This window comes from Moorena sp. SIO4A5, from assembly GCF_010672005.1.
Classification (GTDB): domain Bacteria; phylum Cyanobacteriota; class Cyanobacteriia; order Cyanobacteriales; family Coleofasciculaceae; genus Moorena.
Genome location: NZ_JAAHHZ010000099.1, coordinates 1 through 22,843 on the forward strand (window position 1 = coordinate 1; position 22,843 = coordinate 22,843).

Here is a 22,843-nt window from a genome sequence, read left to right on the forward strand (position 1 = left end):
TGGGGTGGACTTTCACCACCATCCATCAGGTAGTTAGAGTTCGGGGTTTTCCCCGCGAATCCCCTAGTCATACCCTGCCTGGGATAGGCAGCTCCTACTAGGAACAAGCCGCACAACACGACCCCATCAAATCCGGTAAAATTGTCCCCAGTCCTTTTCCCCAACAGGGTTCCATTCCTAGAGTCAATTTGCGACGTGTAACTAGGTTGAACTTCTGTGACAACCGAGCCAGTCCAATCAGCCCATTTCTGCAAAGAATCCCGCATAACTCCTTTCATCCAACTATTGAGTTTGCGGGACACGGCCTTAGACTGACGCTTATTTCGGTACGGTTGTGTTAAATCTTCCGCAAAAACCTTTAAAGATTCCCCATTAAAAAGAGACTTAGAGGCTGCTCCTATTATCGCCGTCAGTTCTGATTGATTTTTTCTGTAGCGGCGATTTTCGGTTTTTCTGGTCAGATTATTTTCTAATATTCGAGCTGATTTGGCCGGGTCGATTTTTTCTAGTTTTCTATGAAGTGCCCAAAGCTTCCCTCTGTTTCGGTTTTTTGCACATATTCGTTTCTGTTTCTGGGTGGTTACTTCCCCTAGTTCTTTTCCGTGAGCTTGCCCCTCTGAGTCATAGAAAGCCTCAGTGTAACCCTTGTCTACTCCTAGACTCCGACGTTCAGATGGAATTTCTACAGTTCCATGATCTACTATAAAGTGAATCTCAAATCTTGGCAAAAGTTGGTTATATATCAGTCTGATCTGGCCTTTTATTTTACGATTAGACCTAACAACTATCCTGTTCCTTTTCCCTCTAGTGAGTCCAGCTATTTCTAACTGGTAAGTATTACGGGAAAGCTTTTTACACTTATAACCTACTTGTTGATAAACTATCTGGTTTTTACCCCAAGAATGTCCCCGCTGAAACTCCTTCCTAACAAGTCTGTGGAGAAGTGGCGTGTCCAGAAAGGCTAAAGTCTTAAGTTGTTTGCAAAGTTCCTTCCGTTCGTTCTGGTTATCTTTTCCAGGAAACCTTTTGTAAACCTTTTTAATTACCGCTTCGGTGCAAGCTGCCTGCTGAGCCGTAATGGCTTTGGCTACATCGCTTACAGTCCATTCCATCAATTTGGAAGGTAGTCCCAAGGATTCAGGAGTCCTAAAACTCCTAACTTTTGGGTAAGCTTTTTTCCAATCAAGTTCCCAATGACTTATGCTGCCTAGCTTGTTGTAGGATTCAGACCTGACAATGCCCAATTTCTTCATCGTGGACAACAACTCAAGTTCAACCGACTCAGTCATCCCTACTACAGGGACAATCTGGGTTGATATTTTCTTGGTCATTCCTACTTTTTTGGGCATCGTCAAACCTGAGTCAATTACTTCAATGATACTCTAGCGCTAGTTAAATGTCAATGTCCATTTTATAGGATTAAATACCGATTTATACCTATTTTTAGGGGTTTAATTGCGAGGCAACTATTCCTGACTGGATTCTAGCCTTCAATTGCGATTATCATCTATGGCAGGTAAGCCTATGGGCTACAGATGGTGCTACAGATGGTGCTATCAGCGTGTCGCGTATCAGCCTATGGGCTACAGATGGTGCTACAGATGGTGCTTTTGAATAAGCTATGCAGCCTGGTATTACCCGAGCACCAAGGAGAAGGCGAAACCCATTGAAGGGTATATTGCTTTCCGGGGCGGGGTGAGAGTTGAGGTGTAGGTGATAAAGGGACTTTTTAAGGGGGATTTGGGAAAATTTTCCCCAGCAGTTGCAATAAAAGCTATAATATATGCTATGATATAAATCGCACAGTACGCGGACGTGGCGGAATTGGTAGACGCGCTAGATTTAGGTTCTAGTGTCGCAAGACGTGAAGGTTCAAGTCCTTTCGTCCGCATATAAAGGCTATTAAGGGTTCTAGGCATCTAGAAAGCTAGAACCCTCAGCCAATTCTTAGGGATTAGTTGTATTAGTGACTATTGTCTTTAGCGGATAATTAGTGCCACCTTACCTGTCATGGAACCAGCTTCGATAGCGTTGTGAGCAGCAGCAGCTTCTTTGAGGGGAAACCGTTGGCTGAGGTGAATTTTCAGTTTACCTTCATCAATCCAATTAGCACACTGCTGGAGAATCTCGGTTTGGTGCTGTTGAGCTGTAGTGAGTCCTTTCAAGGCTGGGGTGAGCATGAGTTCTAGACTGATGCGCAAATTATGCGATCGCGCTGTCTTCAAATTACCTTCGGCTGGGTCTGGTTGGAGGATAGTCACAATATCGCCATATACCCGCACTGCTTCACAGGTGTCATAAAAGGTTTTACCGCCTACAGTATCGAACGCCAAATCTACTCCCTCTCCCCCAGTCCAATCCAAGGCAGCTTTCACAAAGCTAGTTTGTTTGTAAAGGATAGGATAGTCAGCACCTAACTGACGCACTAATCTAGCTTTTTCTTGAGAACCGACAGTAGTACAAACCTCAGCACCTTTGAGCTTAGCTAGCTGAATAGCAACGTGACCGACACCACCAGCACCTGCCTGAATCAGCACCTTTTGTCCTGCTTCCAACCGTCCTCGGTCATACAATGATTCCCAGGCAGTGATCAGTACTAGAGGAGCAGCAGCCGCTTCAGGGAAGGAGAGGGATTTAGGCTTGTGGGCAACTAAGGACTGATCAACAACGGCTAGTTCGGCATAGTTACCCGTACCAGATAATCCTAATCCCCCAGCACAGAAATATACCTCATCACCCACCTGGAATTTCTGGACACCAGCACCAACAGCTTCTACCACACCAGCACCATCGCAGCCTAGGATAGCTGGCATTTGGTCATGGTAAAAGGTGCCTCTACGCCGCAGTTTGGTGTCAATGGGATTAACACCAGCAGCGTGAAGACGCACCAGGATTTCTGTGTCGTTTTTAATTTTGGGAGCTGGTACATCCTGAAGTTGTAGCACTTCAGGTGTACCAGGAGCAGTCATTAAAATGGCTTTCATTGGTCATTTGTTAATTGTTAATTGTTAATTGTCAATGATCAATGGTCAATTTTCAATTAACTTTAGACAAAACCGCCATTGATGATTTGCCTTGATGATTTGCCTTTTACAGTGATCATGCTGTACATAATTGTGCTGTAGTTTGACTATAGCGACAGGGATGGCTGAAGATTGCTTTAGGCTGGGATTGGTGTTCTACTCGAAAGACATTGGCATAGAGATTAGCCAGGATTTGTTTACCAGAAAGGCTTCGGTCTAGGTAGGGCAATGCGGGTTTGATATAAGGATAGACAACATTCCAGTAAAAGTTTGGGTAGTTCCGGCGCAAATCACCGGGATTACGATAGCCTAAAATCTGATTTTTCCCGATTTCTTCAAACTCGTAGAACAAGGCACTAATTTTTTGTAAGTAGCGGGGATCAGCCAGCTGACCAATCAAATCTGCTGCTCTGACTAAACCAGGATAGTTAACCGTGTCTTGATGATCCTGATCATCAGGTACTGGGAAACGGGTTAATTCAATATTGTGCTTAATCTGCTTAGTATCAATCAGCAGGTGATTACCAAAGTGTTCATCAATAAACTGCTTACCCCGGTCTACATGGTAGGGAGTAAGGCTGGCATCAGTGGCACCTGTAGGGAGAGTAATCATAAAATTGTCTATTCCTGTGGCATACAATCCTTGGTCTGGTTGGTCTTGGCGACAGATGCCTTTGATATAGCCAATGTCATGGCACAACAAGGAGATAATCACGTGCAACCAGTCTTCACAGGAGACGCTCCCTTCGCAGATGTGCTTACCCCACAAGATTTCCTGTCCAACTACGGTGACTAGGACGGTGTGTTCAATGTTGTGATAAAGAGCGTCACTATTAGCAATATTTTCCAGAGCCATGTGGGTAGCCCAAGTAATCAGCTCACAGTAGTCTGATTTAAGGCTGCCGTAAGTGCTGTGGAAACCTGTCTCTAGATTTTTAACACAGGTATCAATGATTATCTCGGTAGGATTAAACATCATAGTAGACATATCAGCAACTCCTGATTTAGATTTCAGCTCATCCCCACGGTCACATCCGGGGGATTTCAGGTTAGGGGTTAGGGGTTAGTAGTTAGTTAATTGGTCTGGTATTGCTTAATTATGCAATGATTTTAATAGTTTTTTTGAATGGGCATCTTGGTGGAACCGGCATCTTTTAGGTGCGCTTGACCCATTAAGAATTAAATTCGCCACGGGTCGCACCTGTGGAACGGATATCTTGCCGTGGAACGGGCATCTTGCCCGTTTCATTTCGCAGGCAGGATGCCCACCCCACTGATATTAATTCCGCCCTTCAGCAATGCCATTGGTCTGACTAACTACTAACGACGTTTTGTTTTGCAGCTCTCAATCCCTATATATAGATCAACGCTAGATCAAAGTCCTCAGCATTCGCCCTGAGGCACTTAGCTTTGTTAGGTTCGGCACAAGGGGCGAGGTATTAACCTTAGGTTTGTCAAGTTTTCACCCACTTCGGATCAGGTATCTACCAAGCTGATAGCTGATAGCTAAAAGTTGATCGCTTTATCAACACAACCCATCAAGCTCCCAATTTTGGGTAATACAAGTGCAACAGGGAGTGATATGATATTACCAGTACTCAGTGCCATCAGACGCAGGGTTTTAGCTTGAGGGAAAAGGCAAAAGAGTACTGAGACATCTATAACATCGTATAGGTTTGATTGCCATTAATCAAACTTTATACTGCGTTGAAGACATCAGGGTAATTTGTGGAAAAAGGCTCACAAGCCACGTCTAATCCATAATTTGTGTAAAAATCTTCACAAACCCATGGCTAGCTCAGCTTTTCGATAAGCTAGTTAGGATTGGTTTAAAATTAGCATAAATACTATCTTTTTTTGGTGCATCTTGATAACCACCTAAACGCTATGTCTAGGGGAAAAAACCGATTATTCAAAATCTCTATCGGCAAGACTGAGATGTTCTTAGAAAAATTGAATCAACTAGATTTGACTGTAGCATTTGATCAGCTAACACCTCGTAAACGAGAGGTCTTGAAGAAAATGTTAGCGGGCCAAAGCGATCAAGCGATCGCTAAGTCGCTACACATCACAGAAGCTACTGTCAGAAAACATGTGCAGCAGCTGTGCGAGAAATTTGAGCTGAGGAATGCACCAGGTGAACACTACTCACTCCGAAATCAGTTAATTGACCTATTTAGTCAATATCAGCCTAAGTTAGTCAATCCAGAGTTATTAAGTAAATATAAATCTTTCATCGTCCCACCGATGCCAGAGTCAGAAGGGCAACAAAAGCCAGTTCCTCTCTATGCTGACTTTTATGTCAAGCGCATTCCTTATGAAGATCAGTTGTTAGAGGCAATTGTCAAGCCTGGTGCTCTAATTCGGATCAAAGCACCCCAGCAGATGGGTAAAACCTCCCTGATTGAACGAGTTCTGGCTGAGCTCAGGCAGCAAGGTTATCAAGCTGTGACCTTAAGCTTTGAGTTAGCCGATAGTACCGTCTATAGGGACCTCGGCAAATTCTCACGGTGGTTCTGTGCCAGAGTTGGTCAGACTCTAGGGCTGTCAAATAAGTTGGATGAGTATTGGGATGATATTTTTGGATGTAATAGTAACACCACAGATTACTTTCAGGAGTATTTATTGGCAGAAATTGAAAGCCAGATAGTGCTCGTTATAGATAAAGTTGATCTGGTGTTTGAACACCCCGTTATTGCTGATGATTTTTGTCGCCTTCTCCGTGGTTGGTATGACATCGCTAGGCGGGGCGATCGCAGTAGCGCTATCTGGAAAAAACTCCGGTTGGTGATAGTACATTCTACAGAAATTTATGGCTCCTTGGATATCAATCACTCACCACTGGCTAATGTCGGATTGGAAATTGAGTTGCCAGAGTTTAGCACAGAGCAAGTACAGGAGTTAGTCAGACGTTATGGACTGAATGGGAATCCCAGACAAGTCGAGGAACTGATGGCGATGGTGGGAGGACATCCTTATCTGTTGCGGAAAGGTTTAGCTTATATTAAATATCATCAGATTACCCTAGCGCAACTGTTAGAGGTGGCACCCACAGAAGCCGGACCATTCAGTGACCATCTGCGACGCCACCTAGGAAATCTCAAACAGTCTCCAGAATTGGAAACTGCGTTGGAGAAAGTGGTTCAAGCACACAGCTGGGTAACTATCCCATCGGAGCAAGCCTTTAAGTTATATAGCATGGGGTTAGTAAAGTTGCAAGGGAATAGCGTCATGCCTCGCTGTGATTTATATCATAAGTATTTTTGCGATCGCCTTTGGCAGCGGCTTGAGCCTGAGTGCTGAGTGGGTCAGTTCAGAATCCATACTTCATATAACCTTAAACCTTAAACTTACAGGAATTGGGACGCCATGGGCGAACAACCTTCAACCTACCCGAAGGGAACGCCTAGGGCCAACAACCTTGGCCAAAAGGCCACGCGTGCGCGTTCAACCTTAAATTTTAAACCTTAAACCTTAAGCCTTAAACCTACCCGACAACGGACGCCAAAGGCGAACAACCTTGGCCAAAAGGCCACGCGTGCGCGTTCAACCTTGGCCAAAAGGCCACGCGTGCGCGTTCAACCTTAAACAGTTAACCTTCAACCTTAAACAGTTAACCTTGGCCAAAAGGCCACGCGTGCGCGTTCAACCTTAAACCGTCAACCTTAAACCTTGGCCAAAAGGCCACCCTACGCGAACAACAGTTAACAAATAAAATGACCTACGAATATATATACTCAGGGACTTTACCAGCCGATGCTCTTACCTATGTTAAGCGACAAGCAGATAATGATTTATATGAAGGATTGAAGGCTGGAAAGTTTTGTTATGTATTGAACTCAAGACAGACTGGAAAATCTAGCTTACGAGTGCAAGTAATGCGCCGACTTGAAGCGGATGGGGTTGCCTGTGCAGTAATTGATTTATCCATGGATGGTACTCAGCATGTCACTCTCGATCAATGGTATGCCAATATTGTCCGCTCTCTGGCTAGAGACTTCGAGCTAGATATTAATTTACGCACTTGGTGGCGCGAGCGAGAAATGATATTTGCGGTGCGGCGATTGAGAGAATTTCTTGAAGAGGTTTTGCTCCAGCAAGTTACTCAAAATATTGTAATTTTTATTGATGAAATTGATAGCGTTCTTAGCCTCGATTTCCCCACTGATGATTTTTTCGCCTTTATTCGCGCCTGCTATAATCAACGTGTGGATAAGTCAGACTACCAACGCCTTACCTTTGTGCTACTTGGAGTAGCAACACCATCAGATTTAATTCAAGATAAAAAACGCACACCCTTTAATATTGGTCAGGCGATTCAGCTATATGGTTTTCAGTTGCACGAAGCACAGGCATTAGCCCAGGGATTACAAGGAAAAATTAGTAATCCCCAGGATGTCCTGAAACAGGTATTGTACTGGAGTGGAGGTCAACCTTTCTTGACCCAAAAGCTTTGTAAACTCTTGTTGGATTCTGTATCTAGTATCCCCACAGGTGGTGAGTCAGAGTGGGTTGACCAATTAGTGCGATCGCAAGTGATTGATGATTGGAAATCTCATGATAATCCGGAGCATCTGAAAACTATTCGCGATCGTCTTCTTAAGAATGAGCAACGGGCTGGGCGATTACTGGGATTGTATCAGCAAATTCTGCAACAGGGAGAAATAGCGTCTGATGACAGCTCTGAACAAATAGAATTGCGGCTATCGGGATTAGTGGTTGAGCAGCAAGAAAAATTAAGGATTTATAACCGTATTTATCAAGCTGTTTTTAACCAAAATTGGGTAGATAAAGAATTAGCCAATTTACGACCATATAGTAAGGAAATTACTGCTTGGTTAGACTCCGATGGTCAGGATACATCCCGACTCCTGGGGGGACAACAGTTACAGGATGCATTAAGATGGGCGCTTGGGAAAAGCTTAAGCCATCAAGATTATCAGTTTTTGACCACTAGCCAAGAATGGGAAAAGCGAGAATTTAAAAAGGCGTTAGAAGAAATTCAACGGTATTCAGAAGCCAGACGACAAGGGAAACTTAATCCAGCCCTAGCGGCTACGACTAAGGAAACTATCTATGAGTCTCTTCAACACCTGACCCCAGAAAGTTTTAAACATATTGTTTCCAACCTTGAATTAGACTTACGAGTTTTTAATCAAACCTTATCCATGATGGATACTCTGATCGACAGAGAAGGGTTTGATTCCATTTTCAATGAAATGTTACGGTCTATCACCTTCAAAACTGGAGAGATACTCCAGGCGGATCGCACGACTATTTTTTTATTAGATGAAGCCAAAAATGAACTATGGTCAATTGTGGCAAAGGGAGAAGGAGGAGACTCAGAAGAGATTCGGGTGCCTGCGGATAAAGGGATTGCTGGTTATGTTGCTCAAACTAAGAAAACTGTCAATATTCCTTACGATTTATATGACGATACCCGTTCTAATACTGCTAAGCAATGGGATACCAAAACTGGATACCGTACTTATACCATGCTGGCTTTACCCTTACTGGATGAACACGGAGATTTAGTGGCTGTTGTCCAATTACTCAATAAGTTAAAACAACCGCCGGTTTTAGACGCGCCCTTAGCTGATAAAATTAATACAAAAGGCTTTACCCCAGAGGATGAAGAACTTTTTGCGCAATTCGCCCGCTCCATTCAAATGATTCTTAAATCCTCTCGCTTATTTTATAAAGCAGCTCAGAAACAACGAATAGCTTCAGCATTGATAAATGCGACACAATCTCTGGGTCAAAGTAGCTTGGATCTAGAAGAAACGTTGAATAAAGTGATGAATCAGGCTCAAGAGCTAATGTCTGCTGATCGCAGCACAGTCTGGATGTTAGATGAGGAAAAGGATGAATTATGGACAAAAATAACGGTTGCTGATGGCACATTAAAAGAAATTCGGATTCCCAAAGGAGCTGGCTTTGCTGGTCAAGTTGTTACTACTAAACAGCCACTGATAATTCCGTTTGATCTCTATGACCATCCCAATTCAGAAACTGCCAAACAAACTGATAGTCAAACCGGTTATCGCACCTGTAGTTTGTTAGGGATGCCTGTGTTTAATGCCGATAATGAATTAATTGCTGTTACCCAATTAGTCAATAAAAAGAAGCAGGGCAATTTTCCCCCATACAATCCCGCCGATTGGCCTAACCCTCCCGATTGCTGGAAGGCAAGTTTTGATCGTAGGGATCAAGACTTGATGGAAGCATTTAATATTCAAGCGGGTGTAGCGCTCCAAAATGCCAAGCTGTTTAGTAAAGTCAAGCAACAACAGTTAGAGCAGCGAGATTTAGTCTTTAATGTATCTAGTGGTGTAATTTTTACCAATAAAACCGGTCAGATTATCCTAGCCAATGATCATGCTAAGGATTTTATTGGTTTAAAAGATATTGAGGAGAAGTCTTTACGGGACTTGCTCCACATTAAAGAAGGTAATTTTGCCGAATGGTTCGATCTAGCATTAGTGGCCAATAATGAAGAAGAACGTCGGCAAGATTATTCAGCTCAAACCTTAGTATCCCATAATACTCAAGCAGAGCACAGTGTGAATCTATGTATTATCTCTTGTCCTGATGCTTCTGATGTTAATCAGATTTCTACTATCCTAGTAATTATTAATGATAGTGGCGATGAGAAACAAAAACAGGAGCAGCAAAAGCTAGTGCGTAGTGTGTCTATGGTCGGCAATCTTTATGGTTGAAATTATTTCATAATTAGAGATGATGTGGCTTCAATTAAGTGATAAATTTGGATTAGAACCCAGTTATTTAATTAAATTATTTAATTCAGGGTCATGTTTGGGGATAAAACTGTAGATGCAAAATCCCTGAATCAAAAATGTCTGTATTTCTTGATTAAACTCTTGATGAAACTGTAGATGCAAAATTCATGAAAATACAAATAATCACCAATTTATAATCAATACTATCCGAGGCTTAAGCCTTTTTACTCTGTTTTTTTATAAAGTCCTTGATACCTTCTAATGAAAAACATTCATGGACTTTTTTTTCGTCGTTATCAATAACTTTATACAGATATTGACCTGGGGGGCCAATACAACCATCATCTTTCACAATTAAGTCATTATAGCCAAGTTCTTTGAGTATGTCATAACAGATGTTATGCTCTTTAACATCAATTTTTTTAGTATCAACATAACACTGAAATTTTGGTTTTTCTTCAGCCTCGACTTGATCAGCTTTATGATAAACTTTTTCCTCTAGAGCTTTTACCCTTGATTTAATCTCGTTTAACTCTTCTTGCACTTACTTATTTCTCCGGAATTTAATTTCATTTATTTCATTCAATGTAAATAGAGTTTCAGTAAGTGCTTGTGATCTAAATCAACTTTTGTTCTGATCTTTATCACTGGAGTTTAGACTAATTCTCGTTTATCAGAAACTTGCCTCCCTTGAGTAGTCACATTGACTTACTCAACTGAAACCCTTGATAAATAGTCATTACAGCAATTTTTAATGCACTTGTCTTTAGGCAGTGCTATAACGGAATTGTGTGTACGCAAGACGAGTTGAAGAGTTTGGATAATGCAGCCCTAATCCAAACTCGGCAAAAAAGACAAATATAGCAATTTTCTATGCCATGAGGTACAAAGGGCTCCTCCGTTGGTCCCCCTTATCAAGGGGGACTTTGAGGTTGAAAAGTGTACCTCATAAATCCTATAAACGCTATAATCAAATCACCCAAGACTATCTCAAACGCTCTTTGGTGCTTGAGGCATGGGTTTCAATTCCTAATTACTTCAGGACTTACGCACAGACTCCATGGGTAGGGTGGACAAGGTTTTGCCCACCCTACAGGTAGATTTAAATTGAGGGATTTGCGTAAGTCCTATACTTTTTATGAAGTTTCGTTAAATCCCAAAATTTAGTCTAAAGTCCAGTGAATTAAAAATGTCCGTATTTCTTGATTAAAATCTTGATTTTACTGTAGATGCAAAACTCCTGAAAAGACAAATTATCACCAATTTCAAATCAAGATTATCAGAGGCTTAAGCGTTTTTAGGTTGTTTCTCTAAATAGTCTTTGACCCCTTTTAATGTATAAAATTCAGCGACTTTCTTTTCGTCGTTATCAAGAACTTTATACCGATATAGATTTGGGGCTCCAATACAACCATCATTTTCCACAATTAACTCCTTATAGCCAAGTTCTTTGACTTTGTCATAACAGCTGTTATGATCTTTAACATTAATGTTTTTCTGATCAACATTACACTTAAATTTTGGCTTTAGTCCAGCCTCGACTTTATCAGCTATCTGTTTTAGAGTCGATTTAATCTCGTTTAAGTCTTCTGGCACCTACTTATTTCTCCGGAATTTAATTTCATTTATTTCATTCAATGTAAATAGAGTTTCAGTAAGTGCCTGTGATCTGAATCAACTTATGGTCGGATTTTGATCACCGATATCCTATTCAAAAAAAAAACTTTTTACTCTCAATGTAAGCTATAATATTTTTCTTTGAATAGTGAATATAATCTCTTCAAAAAAGGCAAGAGGCAAGAGTTAATCAACTAGCGATGTATTACCACAGTTGACTGTCTACTGTCTACTGTCTACTGCCTGGGGGGGCGCTTGTCGCCCCCCCAGATGCCTGTGTTGTTATGGATAATGCCCAAATTAATGTGGGATAAATGGTAAGAGAAGTGATTGAAGAAGCTGGAGCTAAACTAGTTTATTTACCCCCCTACTCTCCGGAATTTTAACCGATAGAAAATTTTTGCTCAAAAGTTAAAAGTACTTTGAAAAAAATCGGAGCAAGAACCTATAAAGATTTAATTGATGGGATTACCTCCGCAATGCTGAAGGTGACTCAATAAAATATTCATAACTGGTTTACTCATTGTTGTTACTGTACCTCATGAGTCCTATAAACGCTATATTTAATTAAGGGTCATGTTTGGTGGTTAAACTGTAGATGCAAAACCCCGGAAAAATGATACTGCTGGCGAAACATTTCTTAACATCATGAAAGCATTGATATTCCGTGTAATGGTCGAAAAACATTTTATAGTTTTACAACTTAATCAACGGCAAAATCATTTTTTTGGATGTTAACTTATATTTCGCTAGCAGTATCTAAAATGTCTGTATTCCTTGATTAAACTCTTGATGAAACTGTATATACAAAAGTCCTGTAAATACAAATTACCACCAAGTTTTTATCAAGAAAGCCACAAACTTAAGCTTTTTTATTTTTTTTATCTAAATAGTCCTTAACCCCTTTTAATGTATAAAATTCAGCGACTTTCTTTTCGTCATTATCAAGAACTTTATAGCGATATAGATTTGGGGCTCCAATACAACCATCATTTTCCACAATTAACTCCTTATAGCCAAGTTCTTTGACTTTTTCATAACAGCTGTTATGATCTTTAACATTAATGTTGTTCTGATCAACATTACACTTAAATTTTGGCTTTAGTCCAGCCTCGACTTTATCAGCTATCTGTTTTAGAGTCGATTCAATATCGTTTAAGTCTTCTAGCACCTACTTATTCCTCTGGAATTAATTGGCTTCAGTGTAAATATAGTTTGAGTAATTGTCTGTGATCTAAATCAACTTCTGGTCTGATCTTGATCACTGACACCCTATTCAAAAAAAACTTGTTAGTTTAAATTTAATTTATATAACTTAAATTTAAGATTTGAACATAATTCCTTAAAAAAGAGCAAGAGGCAAGAGGTAAGAATTAATCAAGTAGAGATGCATCCCTACTGCCTACTCCCTACTCCCAGAATGAAAGTATCTCACCTAATTGAGAACTGCTATAATGAATTGTCACTAACTTGAAACACCATCAAATGTTGACTCGGTAAATCATTTTTGGTTTCTTGCCAAATTAAATTTACAGCTTCCATTTCTTTTTTAATTTGCTTTTGAGTCATTTTATGCAAGCCCTTAATAGGAATAAGTGGATTTTCCTTTCGATATTCTACTAGCACCACTCTCCCACTTGGTTTGAGAGCTTTAACAATTGATTCCATCATTTATTGGGGATATTCAAGCTCATGGTAAAGATCTACCATTAAGACTAAGTCAATACTATTTTCCGGAATTTTATAGTCAGTTAAACTTCCTAAGATTGTCTCGACGTTATTAACATTGTTATCTTCTGTTAAAAAGTCAATAACGTCGATCATTTCTGGCTGAATGTCTACTGCTAATACTTTTACTTCCGGTACCAACGGAGCGAATCGGAAGATAAAATAACCAGTGCCTTCCAATATCTGCAACAGTTATGTAGGTCTTAAATTAAGAGCATCAATAACTACAGAAGGTTCCTCTTGGGATTCCCTGCTAGGGCGTTCCAGCCACAACATTTCCTGATGTCCCATTACTTTAGCAATTTCTCGACCCATATAGAATTTGCCAATGCCATCTTTGCTATGGAAAGAGCGGATTTTATAGACTTCACTAGCATTGATGTTTGATTTTATTTCCCCAGTATAGGTATAATTCGTTAGCACTAAAAATGGGATGAGTAAGACAGCGATCGCAGCTGCCAACAGATATTTCCTGAAATTTGCCATAAAAAATCGAACCACTGAAACTCCCCGATATAAGCGATGGATGCAGGTAAATTATCAATTAACTATTTACAATTAACAAATTACTAAGGACTAGCAATAGAAAACCCCCGGCGAGTTGGTGGATTTTCTGCTAACTGCACCTTGAAAGTGACGCGATCGCTAATGTCACCGCTTTTTACCTCCAATGTCCAATCACCAGGACCCAGAGGCCAAAAGAAGGAATTGGATGAGTTGCTAGTTAGCTTTTCTCCATTCAACCACCACTCGACCGACTCAGACTTTAGCCCAGCCACCTTGAACTCTAGCCGTTGAACAGCACTGTTGCTATCTTGATCGGATTCAGTAGGGTAGAGCACATATAAATCCCCCTCCCGAGGAGACAAAATTTTCAGTTTTCCTGGCGCTAGATTTCCTTGGGGTTGTCTTGCTAACCACTCGTTGTATTCATCAGGTAAATTAACGATGTACTGGGGGGATTGCTGGTTAGCTCCAACACTGGTCATTTGATAAAACGTATCGGATTGACGTTCGTAATCCTGGAGGTCGTCTGGATAGAAGTATTCCTGGACAACAGTTGGACAAGCAGGAGTGGGACGCAAACCGGAAAGGGCGCACACTGGACGTTGGACTAAACCGGGAGGAGCTTGAAACGGAGCAGGTTCTTGAGATTGATGCAGGTGTAACATAATCCGATGCCAGAGGGGAGCAGCACCAATCACCCCAGACACTTGTTCCATGGGCTCACCATTAAAATTACCTACCCAAGTGGCAACGGTATAGTTTTTGGTGAATCCCACAGTCCAAGTATCTCGGAAATTAGAAGAGGTGCCAGTTTTAACGGCAGCGGGAAAAGGTAAATTCAGTACTGAATCGACACCAAACCCCTGAGCACGAGCTTGAGGGTCACTCAGTATATCTGTTATTAATGCCCAGGTTGAAAGGGTTGAAAGTTCAAGGTTGGAATGTTTAAGGTTGGAATGTTTAAGGTTATTTGGTTGTTCGCCTTTGGCGTTCGAGTAGGGTACGTTATTGGGTTGAAAGTTGGAATGTTGAAAGTTGGAATGTTGAAGGTTATTTGGTTGTTCGCCTTTGGCGTTCCGGTAGGGTAGGTTGAATAGTGGGCTTTGCATACTTGGGGGATGATCTGACAATTGTTTACTTTTCTGTATTCCCTGTCTTCGTGCTCTTGCCCCTCTTCGATAAACCGATAAATCATCCCCATTTTGCGAGGGGCTAGATAGGGTAGTGACAAGGGATTTGGCTTGTCCAAGTCGTGCTAGGGTGAGGTAGGCGCGAGCTAGTTCCCAAAGACTAACTTCACCACTACCTAAGGTTAATCCTAATCCATAATGTTCTGGAGACTGGGTGAGGTGTTCAAAGCCTAGTTGATGTAAGTGCAACAGAAAGTTTGATACTCCAACTTTTTCCAATACCCTAACTGCTGGGATATTAAGGGAATTGGCTAGAGCAACGCGAATGCGAACTGGTCCGAGGAAAGTTTCGCTGTAATCGGTGGGACTGTAGAGTCTAGCTCCGGGAATGGCGTAATAGGTAGGGATATCAGCTAAGACGGTGTTGGGACGAATAATGCGTTGCTCTAGGGCTAAGTGATATAAAAAAGGTTTGAGGGTGGAACCAGGTTGACGTAGGGCTTGGACTCCGTCATTGCGTCCTAATTCAGCTTCGGAAAAGTAATCGGGAGAGCCGACATAGGCGTATACTTCACCGGATTGATTCTCAATGACAATAGCAGCAGCGTGATGGACATTTTTAGGGGCAAGGTCGCGAACTACTTGCTGCACTTGGGCTTCAACAAATTCCTGTAGGGGACGGTCGATAGTAGTACGGATTTGGGAGGGATGCTCTGATGGTAATTGGTTGGCAACCAAAAATAAAAAGTGTGGTGCGGCAATTATTCCTTGCTGTCGAGGTAGTAGGGAAATGGCTTCCTCATAAGCTTGGTCTGCTTGAGTAGCGGTGATATAGCCATCTTCTACCATTCGCTTGAGCACATAGATTTGCCGCCGTTTGGCAGCATCCCAGTAATAATAAGGATTGAGATAATTAGGATTATTGGGTAGACCAGCTAATAGGCTGGCTTGAGCAACATTGAGTTCACTGGCGGGCATGCCAAAATAAATCCGAGCAGCAGCTTCTAAGCCATAGATATTGCCACCCATGGGGAGTCGGTTGATATAGGCTGCCAAGATTTCATCTTTACTCATCCCTGCTGCTAATCGCCAGGATAGCCAAATTTCTTGGAATTTGGCAGGTAGAGTGCGGGGGTTGGGTTCCAGCATCCGTGCCAGTTGCATGGTGATGGTGGAGGCACCACTGACAATGCGTTTCGCCTCAATGGCTTCAATTAGCGATCGCATAATTGCCCGCATCTCTAATGCCCCATGGTGATAAAACTCTCCATCTTCTGCGGCGAGAATAGCATGGATAAAGTGCGGGGAAATTTGCTCGAGAGGGACAACCGCAGTATGGTCTTGGTCTCGACTGAGGATTGTGCCTAGGGATAAACCATTGCGGTCACGAAATTCTACCGCTAGGTCATCCTGAACTAAATCTTTAGCACGAATGGGAGCAAGATAGGGAAGCGATCGCACCGTGATGCCAAGCAGCGCCAAGCCAAGGAATAGTTTTACAGCGCGCCGATGTTTGGGATTCAGCCTTAACCACATTTTCTGTTTGATGATGTTAATCGAATTTCTCATCAGGGAAACAATCTTGTGTAGCTCATTACTATGAGAACCGTTATAACCCACAGGACTTACGCATTTGCCCCCGTTGGTCCCCCTCTGGGGGACTTTGACATCATTCCCCCCCAGAATTGGGGGGATAGGGGGGCGAAATAAACTTCACCGCGTAAGTCCTGACCCAATGGTTAGAGGAAGGCTGAGGTGGAAACCTGAGGTGATTAGAGCTTTGCTCAAATGGTTAAATCTCACAAAGCATCGGAGCAAAATTGCTGTATGTTTAAAGAACTGTTAAGAAAACCTTGAATTAAACATGGATTTAAGAGTACAATTGGCTGAATCCTTGGATGAGACAACCTGGGACTTACTGATTCCTCATGTGAAACGAGATGCAGTACTGGTGGTGAATGAGGGACTGGATTTGTTGGATGTTGGGGTAGCGATCGCAAATGATGATGTGCTATCTGTCCAACATTGGATCAGTGAGCAGCTAATGCACAAGCCTTTGCTTGAGCAACTCTCTAATTGGAACAGCAACCAGAACAAGCGGTTTCAGGCTCTGATTGTACAACCCTACGTACTGGTGCAAGAACTTTCAACAGACTTCACTTGATTAACCTTTTCGAGGCTTGCCCTAATTCAGCCCCTGTCTGACCTGTCATCAACCAAAACAAAGCCCTAGCACCATCTCGCAAAGCTTTATCAAGGGGTTCAGGAGACTTTTCGGAAGGAACAGGTAACGGCTTGAGAACAATTCCTCTACTGCCAAGAACGATATCACCAATCAAGCGAGCACGGCGCATATGATAGTCAGAAGTAATCAAATAGACACTATCGATGTCCTGAGCTTCTAACTGATCCACTAACGTGGTAAAGTTAGTCACCGTATCCACCGCTTTGTAGTCTAGGTGGAGGCGACTGACCTCAATTCCTTCCCGGGTAAATAACCGTTGAGCATATCCCTTCGGGCTGCCGGAAGATACCCAAATTTGGAGGTCTGGGTGCTTTATGGCAAATTTGGCAGCATATCTCTCCCGCGCTTCAGATCCCCCTAAAACTAAGGCAACTTTTGGTTGCACTAAATAGCTTTCAATCCTTTTGTAACCAAACATCAGAGTAAGTGCTAAAACGAGTGTCACCCATGGTATTAATTTAGCTTTATAGTTAGGACCTGATGAGTGGGAGTGAATCCTGAAAATCATAACTGAAATGGATGTCGAATAGATAGATGGCGTTGTTTAACTCAAAGCGCAAGTTCGCCGCTTTGTTCAGGGATTAGTCATTACTTGTTAATTGTTGATTGTTACTTGCTACTTTTTACTTGCTACTTTTTACTTGCTACTTGTTACTTGTTGATTGTTATTTGCTACTTTTTACTTGTTACTTGTTAATCAACAAAAACCAAAAAATTGAGAAAGATTTAGCAATCAAGCTTAGTCTTGCTCCTTGACCGGAAAAACTGATGAAGGAATTGTCAACGCTAGTTGATAGAGTTGACGTCGGGGGAGTTGAGTTAGCTTAGCTAACTGACGACTCGCTTGCGATCGCGATACTCCCTGAGCCATAATCTCTATCAATTGAGCTTCTAGTTCAGCTTTTGATAACATAGGCTTGTCTTGGGAAGCTCCACCAATTACTAGGGTAAACTCTCCCTTGGGTTCTAGCTTAGTAAAATGAGCGATCGCATCCCCAATAGTTCCCCGCCAAAACTCCTCATGGAGTTTAGTTAATTCCCTAGCCAATACAATCCTACGGTTTTCTCCCAAACAGCTTGCCAAATCTCGCAAGGTATTAAGCACGCGGTGAGGCCCTTCATATAAAATCAACGTTCTTGGTTCCCCCTTGAGAGAGTCTAAACGTTTTTTTCGACTTTGACCCTTGGTGGGTAAAAAGCCTTCAAACACAAATCGGTCTGTCGGTAGTCCCGCAGCACTTAATGCCGTAATTCCAGCAGTAGCACCTGGTATTGGCACTACCGATATCCCTTCCTCAATAACAGCCTTCACTAATTTATAGCCAGGGTCAGAAATGCCTGGCATCCCAGCATCCGTCACCAACGCAATCGTATTTCCTTGACCGAGCCGATTCAACAACTCGGGTAAACGCTGGTCGTGATTGTGTTTGTGGTAACTCACTTGCGGCGTTTTAATTTGAAAATGCTGCAATAGCTTCCCGGTATGGCGCGTATCTTCCGCAGCAATCAAATCCACCGATTGCAGAATTTCCACTGCCCGAAACGTCATATCCTGCAAATTACCAATTGGTGTTCCCACCACATAAAGCATTCCCACTTGTCTTCTTCGCCATCCCTTACGTCTTTGCGGTTAATCAACAAATCACGGGCTCCTACCCCAACAGATGAAACAAGTCAGCCAGAATGGTATTGGAGAACAAAAACCCTTCCGGGTCAGTTAATCTCAACCGTCCCGCCATTGGTAACCTCTGACCATAGGTTAAATTAACCCTTTCGCCATTATCTCCCACAACCTCTACCCAGTTACAACCGTAGTATTGCAGCAAAGCCGTCCAAATCTGTTCCAGAATTTTTTCCCCAAACCTCTGAGCTAGCATAGACAGACTCAACCCCTCTGCCAAGCGTAGACCTAGCATTAGGGTTTCTAACAACACATCCTCTGAAGTTGTGGGTGAGCCATCCGAAACCCCACCTGCTTGTACCAACTGTTCCACCCAAGCATAATACTCCCGCCTCGTGCGTGGTCTAGTGAACCGATATCCTTGAGTATAGCTAGCCGCACCCATGCCAAAACCGTAATAAGGGCGGTTTTCCCAATACACCCGATTGTGACGGCATTGATGACCAGGCAAGGCATAGTTAGAAATTTCATAATGTTCGTACCCCACACTAGTAAACAACTGCTGTGCTAAGCGGTACATCACGGCAGTGGTTTCATCAGTCGGTAAAGGCTTAGTTCCAGAGGTGTACTGGCGGCCAAAGGCAGTGACAGGCTCAAGGACTAGGTCATAGCTGGAAATGTGGGTAGGGGCAATCTTGACCGTTATTTCCAGAGACTTTTGCCATTGTTCTAAGGTTTGATCCGGTAGACCAGAGATTAAATCAAGACTAAATTCGGGAACCTCTACTTGATGGATCAGTTCGATCGCAGTGACTATATCTTTAGAGTCATGGGTACGGCCACAATTGCTCAATAATTTATCTTGAAATGCCTGAACCCCTAAGCTGACTCGATTGACCCCCAAATCTCGGTATCCCCTTAACTGATCCTTGGTGAAGGTTCCTGGATCCATCTCCATGGAAATCTCCGCATCAGCTGCAATTCCAAAGCGCCTGTCTAAGGTGTCTAGGATTTTTGCTAGTTGTTCAACTGCCAGCAGGGAGGGTGTTCCACCTCCAAAGAAAACTGTGTCTAAACTGCTTGTGGTCGGTGGAGTGATATTAATTTCCTGACATAACACCTCGACATACTGGTCAATCATGCTAGAGGTACCCTGTGTGGCGTTATCCCCTACCACAGAGACTGGAAAATCACAGTAATAGCATCGACGTCGGCAAAAGGGAATATGAACATAGGCGGCACTGACTCTTAAAGAATCGCAATCTTTCTCAGAATTATGTAATAAATTGACCACTGGCTTTTTACGGTAATACTTCAATCAGGTAAGCCAATCCGACCGTTGGGATGAACAGTTATTAATTAAATAAATTTTTTATTAGTTTTGTGATCATCTTTTGGCTAACCTCAATCTTCTCCGGAGCGAGATTCGCCCCTTAAGAAGAGTCAACAGTAGGAAACCTGTAACTCCCTTGAGCAGATAACTCCAGCGAATAGAATTGCCCAAGCTATCCCTCGGTTAGCCTAGGCAATTCAACGGTTTACTGGAGCTAAGTCGTATCAGAAAATACAGCGATGTAAACGATATACTAAATATAGTTGTTGACTATCAGGTTGACGACAGTTTATGCAATCGTTTTAAAAGTTTTCCTAAAAAACCAACTACAAAACCAATTGGAAAGGAAGAATGCTTGACTTCGTCATTATACTTTTATTTATCATAGCAGCAGCAAGCATAGGCTTCGACAGTGTGGAATTGCTACCCGGTCATGTGCAAGATCAAGTCAGCAATTTGACCGCTTTACGCTCGACTACTGCATGCTTTGGTGCCATTATCGGACTAGCACTAGGGTTAATGGCCCAAGTAACTTACCGTCGGGTAGAAGCCCAAGTGCGAAAAATGCCGATTGAGGTAATTTTGACCAGGGCTATTGGTCTGATCCTGGGACTGCTGTTAGCTAATTTGATGCTAGCGCCAATTTTCTTACTCCCCATCCCTTCTGAATTTTCCTTCATCAAACCCCTGACTGCCATTTTAGGAAGTGTGATGTTTTCGTTCTTGGGGATTAGTCTAGCCGATACCCATGGTCGCACCTTCTTGCAGCTGATCAATCCTAACAGCTTGGAATCAGTTTTAGTGGCAGAAGGCACCCTCAAATCAGCCTCAAGTAAAATTATAGATACTAGCAGTATCATTGATGGTCGGATCGAAGCACTGCTTGAGACGGGTTTTATCGAAGGTCAAATTCTGGTTTCCCAGTTTGTATTACTAGAATTGCAGCAACTTGCCGATGCTGCCAATGATCAGAAGCGCACTCGGGGACGGCGGGGGCTAGATATCCTAAATCGGATGCAAGCTGTTTACCCAGAACGCTTGGTGATTCATTCCGCTGATTACGATGACCTACAAACTGTAGATACCAAATTAGTACGTTTTGCCCAGGAAATTAATGGCACTCTTTTAACCAATGATTACAACTTGAGTAAAGTGGCTAAGCTCCAAAAGGTGCCAGTGTTGAATGTCAATGATTTAGCCCAAGCCGTGCGTCCTCTGTATCTACCGGGTGACATCCTAGAGCTGAAAATCCTTAAGGGCGGTAAAGAACCTACCCAGGGAGTTGGTTATCTCGATGATGGCACAATGGTAGTGGTGGAAGAAGGGTATAAACACATGGGTGTTGAACTGCCAGTTATTGTTACCTCAGCCTTGCAGACCTCAGCAGGTAGGATGATTTTTGCTCGACCTAAAGCTTCGGTGACGGTTTGATATTGGTGTTTTATAGGTTGTTCGCGTAGCGTGGCCAATAGGCCAAGGTTGAATGTTGAAGGTTGAATGTTGAAGGTTGAATGTTGAAGGTTGAATGTTGAAGGTTGAATGTTGAATGTTATCAATCCAGGTTTCAATTTTTAACGCTCTAATCTTCAACCTTGGCCAATAGGCCACGCTACGGGAACGGCCACGCTACGGGAACAACCGTATAACCCTCTAACCGTCTAACCCTCTAACCGTCTAACCCTCTAACCTTCAACCTCCTAACCGTCTAACCCTCTAACCGTCTAACCCTCTAACCGTCTAACCCTCTAACCGTCTAACCCTCTAACCTTCAACCTCCTAACCTTCAACCTCCTAACCTTCTAACCTTGGCCAAAAGGCCACGCTACGCGAACAACCTCCTAACCTTCTAACCTAATGACTGATCCCATGCTTAGCCTATGCATGATTGTTAAAGATGAGGAAGAATCATTACCACAATGTTTGAGTAGTGTCAAGGATGTAGTGGATGAGATGGTCATCCTAGACACAGGTTCAACGGATCGGACGATTGAGGTGGCGCAAAGCTATGGCGCTATAGTTTATCAGTTTGAATGGTGTAATGATTTTGCAGCTGCTCGCAATCAGGCGTTGAGCTATGTGGAAGGGGAATGGGTACTGGTGTTGGATGCTGATGAAGTGTTGAAACCGGAGGTTGTACCGGAAATCAAGCAGGCTATCCAAAATAGTTCCTATCTAGTTATTAATCTAGTCCGGCAAGAAGTGGGTGCTACTCAATCTCCCTATTCTCTGGTGTCCCGTTTATTTCGCTATCACCCAGATATTCGCTTTTCTCGACCCTATCATGCTATGGTTGATGATACTGTAGCGCAAATGTTACAACGAGAACCCCAATGGCAGGTGGTGTCTCTTTCCCAGGTGGGAATCTTACACTACGGTTATAGCCGTGATGCGATCGCATCACGCAATAAGTTGACTAGAGCCCTTACGGCGATGGAAGGCTATCTGGCTAGTCATCCGTTTGATGCTTATGTGTGTAGTAAACTCGGGGCGCTTTATATTCAAAATAATCAAGTAGACCAGGGTGTGGAGTTACTCAAGCGTGGTTTAACTGGCACTGGGCTAGAGCCAGCGGTATTATTTGAACTGCACTACCATCTGGGGAATGCTTATACTCGCCAAGGAGAGCTCAATTCAGGAGCAATACATTACCAACAGGCGATTCAACAACCGATTTTGCCCCAGTTGAAATTAGGAGCTTACAATAACTTGGGCAGTTTGTTGTTACAAGCAGGGGAGTTGAATCACGCCAAAACTGCTTATGAAATGGCTGTGAAGATAGACCCAAGTTTTGCCCTTGGACATAATAATCTGGGCATGACTTGGAAGGCTTTGGGTCAGATGGAAAATGCGATCGCATCCTATCAGCAAGCGATTCAACTTAACCCAGAGTATGGAGAGG

General features: G+C 42.7%; 21 protein-coding genes, 1 tRNA gene and 1 pseudogene. 9 read left to right on the forward strand and 14 right to left on the reverse strand.

Going from position 1 to position 22,843, the window contains the following annotated elements:
* On the reverse strand, window positions 1-1,349 hold a 1,349-nt coding region (locus tag F6K57_RS24645; protein WP_293071298.1), incomplete at its 3' end, for a transposase.
* A 265-nt stretch (window positions 1,350-1,614) separates the two neighbouring features.
* Here F6K57_RS24645 and F6K57_RS24650 point away from each other — a divergent pair.
* Together F6K57_RS24650 and F6K57_RS24655 are read left to right on the forward strand one after the other, a co-directional pair.
* On the forward strand, window positions 1,615-1,713 hold the full coding sequence (locus tag F6K57_RS24650; protein ID WP_293022106.1) for a DUF427 domain-containing protein: 99 nt from the start codon (window positions 1,615-1,617) through the stop codon (window positions 1,711-1,713).
* A 96-nt stretch (window positions 1,714-1,809) separates the two neighbouring features.
* A tRNA-Leu gene (locus F6K57_RS24655) sits at window positions 1,810-1,891 on the forward strand.
* Window positions 1,892-1,979: 88 nt separating this feature from the next.
* On the opposite strand, the gene F6K57_RS24660 is transcribed toward F6K57_RS24655, so the two are convergent.
* Window positions 1,980-2,984 carry a zinc-dependent alcohol dehydrogenase family protein gene (locus F6K57_RS24660; protein ID WP_293071299.1) on the reverse strand — a complete coding sequence of 335 codons (1,005 nt, stop codon included), beginning with the start codon at window positions 2,982-2,984 and terminating at the stop codon, window positions 1,980-1,982.
* A gap of 115 nt (window positions 2,985-3,099) precedes the next feature.
* Window positions 3,100-3,999 carry an Npun_R2479 family HD domain-containing metalloprotein gene (locus F6K57_RS24665; protein WP_293071306.1) on the reverse strand — a complete coding sequence of 300 codons (900 nt, stop codon included), beginning with the start codon at window positions 3,997-3,999 and terminating at the stop codon, window positions 3,100-3,102.
* A gap of 962 nt (window positions 4,000-4,961) precedes the next feature.
* Here F6K57_RS24665 and F6K57_RS24670 point away from each other — a divergent pair.
* The 3 genes from F6K57_RS24670 (at window position 4,962) to F6K57_RS24680 (ending at window position 9,742) form a co-directional block, all read left to right on the forward strand.
* Window positions 4,962-6,326, forward strand: a complete 1,365-nt coding sequence (locus F6K57_RS24670) for an AAA-like domain-containing protein (RefSeq protein WP_293045104.1) — start codon at window positions 4,962-4,964, stop codon at window positions 6,324-6,326.
* 217 nt (window positions 6,327-6,543) lie between these two features.
* Entirely contained in the window at window positions 6,544-6,678 is a 135-nt protein-coding gene (locus tag F6K57_RS24675) for a hypothetical protein (protein ID WP_293045102.1), read from the forward strand.
* A 61-nt stretch (window positions 6,679-6,739) separates the two neighbouring features.
* Window positions 6,740-9,742 carry an AAA-like domain-containing protein gene (locus F6K57_RS24680; protein WP_293045100.1) on the forward strand — a complete coding sequence of 1,001 codons (3,003 nt, stop codon included), beginning with the start codon at window positions 6,740-6,742 and terminating at the stop codon, window positions 9,740-9,742.
* 235 nt (window positions 9,743-9,977) lie between these two features.
* Here the strand turns inward: F6K57_RS24680 and F6K57_RS24685 are convergent, their stop codons facing one another.
* Window positions 9,978-10,307, reverse strand: coding sequence for a hypothetical protein (locus F6K57_RS24685; RefSeq protein ID WP_293071300.1), 330 nt, complete (start codon window positions 10,305-10,307; stop codon window positions 9,978-9,980).
* 743 nt (window positions 10,308-11,050) lie between these two features.
* Window positions 11,051-11,359, reverse strand: coding sequence for a hypothetical protein (locus tag F6K57_RS24690; protein ID WP_293022050.1), 309 nt, complete (start codon window positions 11,357-11,359; stop codon window positions 11,051-11,053).
* Between the two features lie 296 nt (window positions 11,360-11,655).
* Between F6K57_RS24690 and F6K57_RS24695 the strand changes: the two are divergent.
* Window positions 11,656-11,880 (forward strand): annotated as a pseudogene (locus F6K57_RS24695) (transposase); the annotation flags it as partial.
* Window positions 11,881-12,242: 362 nt separating this feature from the next.
* On the opposite strand, the gene F6K57_RS24700 reads toward F6K57_RS24695, so the two are convergent.
* The 5 genes from F6K57_RS24700 to F6K57_RS24710 form a co-directional block, all read right to left on the reverse strand.
* Window positions 12,243-12,551: a hypothetical protein gene (locus F6K57_RS24700; protein ID WP_293071301.1), complete on the reverse strand. Its 309-nt coding sequence runs from the start codon at window positions 12,549-12,551 to the stop codon at window positions 12,243-12,245.
* A gap of 278 nt (window positions 12,552-12,829) precedes the next feature.
* The gene (locus F6K57_RS42140; protein WP_364304025.1) at window positions 12,830-13,051 is read right to left on the reverse strand and encodes a hypothetical protein; all 222 of its coding nucleotides are present in this window, start codon (window positions 13,049-13,051) and stop codon (window positions 12,830-12,832) included.
* On the reverse strand, window positions 13,052-13,297 hold the full coding sequence (locus tag F6K57_RS42145) for a class I SAM-dependent methyltransferase (RefSeq protein ID WP_364304027.1): 246 nt from the start codon (window positions 13,295-13,297) through the stop codon (window positions 13,052-13,054).
* Between the two features lie 3 nt (window positions 13,298-13,300).
* The gene (locus F6K57_RS42150; protein WP_364304029.1) at window positions 13,301-13,594 is read right to left on the reverse strand and encodes a hypothetical protein; all 294 of its coding nucleotides are present in this window, start codon (window positions 13,592-13,594) and stop codon (window positions 13,301-13,303) included.
* A gap of 83 nt (window positions 13,595-13,677) precedes the next feature.
* Entirely contained in the window at window positions 13,678-16,281 is a 2,604-nt protein-coding gene (locus F6K57_RS24710; RefSeq protein WP_293071307.1) for a transglycosylase domain-containing protein, read from the reverse strand.
* 328 nt (window positions 16,282-16,609) lie between these two features.
* Here F6K57_RS24710 and F6K57_RS24715 point away from each other — a divergent pair, with 328 nt between their 5' ends.
* Entirely contained in the window at window positions 16,610-16,909 is a 300-nt protein-coding gene (locus F6K57_RS24715; protein WP_075904108.1) for a DUF2288 domain-containing protein, read from the forward strand.
* Here the strand turns inward: F6K57_RS24715 and F6K57_RS24720 are convergent.
* From F6K57_RS24720 to hemW, 3 genes are all read right to left on the reverse strand, one after another.
* On the reverse strand, window positions 16,902-17,375 hold the full coding sequence (locus tag F6K57_RS24720) for a YdcF family protein (RefSeq protein WP_364304031.1): 474 nt from the start codon (window positions 17,373-17,375) through the stop codon (window positions 16,902-16,904). The genes F6K57_RS24715 and F6K57_RS24720 overlap by 8 nt on opposite strands.
* A gap of 354 nt (window positions 17,376-17,729) precedes the next feature.
* The gene (rsmI, locus tag F6K57_RS24725) at window positions 17,730-18,581 is read right to left on the reverse strand and encodes a 16S rRNA (cytidine(1402)-2'-O)-methyltransferase (RefSeq protein ID WP_293071303.1); all 852 of its coding nucleotides are present in this window, start codon (window positions 18,579-18,581) and stop codon (window positions 17,730-17,732) included.
* 61 nt (window positions 18,582-18,642) lie between these two features.
* Window positions 18,643-19,905 (reverse strand): radical SAM family heme chaperone HemW, encoded by a 1,263-nt coding sequence (gene hemW, locus F6K57_RS24730; RefSeq protein WP_293022058.1) that lies wholly within the window; start codon window positions 19,903-19,905, stop codon window positions 18,643-18,645.
* A 390-nt stretch (window positions 19,906-20,295) separates the two neighbouring features.
* Between hemW and F6K57_RS24735 the strand changes: the two genes are divergently transcribed.
* Window positions 20,296-21,375, forward strand: a complete 1,080-nt coding sequence (locus tag F6K57_RS24735) for a PIN/TRAM domain-containing protein (protein WP_293071304.1) — start codon at window positions 20,296-20,298, stop codon at window positions 21,373-21,375.
* Here F6K57_RS24735 and F6K57_RS24740 read toward each other — a convergent pair.
* On the reverse strand, window positions 21,325-21,552 hold the full coding sequence (locus tag F6K57_RS24740) for a hypothetical protein (RefSeq protein ID WP_293071305.1): 228 nt from the start codon (window positions 21,550-21,552) through the stop codon (window positions 21,325-21,327). The genes F6K57_RS24735 and F6K57_RS24740 overlap by 51 nt on opposite strands.
* A gap of 246 nt (window positions 21,553-21,798) precedes the next feature.
* Between F6K57_RS24740 and F6K57_RS24745 the strand changes: the two genes are divergently transcribed.
* On the forward strand, window positions 21,799-22,843 hold a 1,045-nt coding region (locus tag F6K57_RS24745), incomplete at its 3' end, for a glycosyltransferase (protein WP_364304035.1).

Coding starts and splice junctions, on each gene's coding strand:
- F6K57_RS24660 (WP_293071299.1), bottom strand. CDS start 2,984: ATGAAAGCCATTTTAATGACTGCTCCTGGTACACCTGAAGTGCTACAA.
- F6K57_RS24665 (WP_293071306.1), bottom strand. CDS start 3,999: ATGTTTAATCCTACCGAGATAATCATTGATACCTGTGTTAAAAATCTA.
- F6K57_RS24670 (WP_293045104.1), top strand. CDS start 4,962: ATGTTCTTAGAAAAATTGAATCAACTAGATTTGACTGTAGCATTTGAT.
- F6K57_RS24680 (WP_293045100.1), top strand. CDS start 6,740: ATGACCTACGAATATATATACTCAGGGACTTTACCAGCCGATGCTCTT.
- F6K57_RS42140 (WP_364304025.1), bottom strand. CDS start 13,051: ATGATGGAATCAATTGTTAAAGCTCTCAAACCAAGTGGGAGAGTGGTG.
- F6K57_RS42150 (WP_364304029.1), bottom strand. CDS start 13,594: ATGGCAAATTTCAGGAAATATCTGTTGGCAGCTGCGATCGCTGTCTTA.
- F6K57_RS24710 (WP_293071307.1), bottom strand. CDS start 16,281: ATGTGGTTAAGGCTGAATCCCAAACATCGGCGCGCTGTAAAACTATTC.
- F6K57_RS24715 (WP_075904108.1), top strand. CDS start 16,610: ATGGATTTAAGAGTACAATTGGCTGAATCCTTGGATGAGACAACCTGG.
- rsmI (WP_293071303.1), bottom strand. CDS start 18,581: ATGCTTTATGTGGTGGGAACACCAATTGGTAATTTGCAGGATATGACG.
- F6K57_RS24735 (WP_293071304.1), top strand. CDS start 20,296: ATGCTTGACTTCGTCATTATACTTTTATTTATCATAGCAGCAGCAAGC.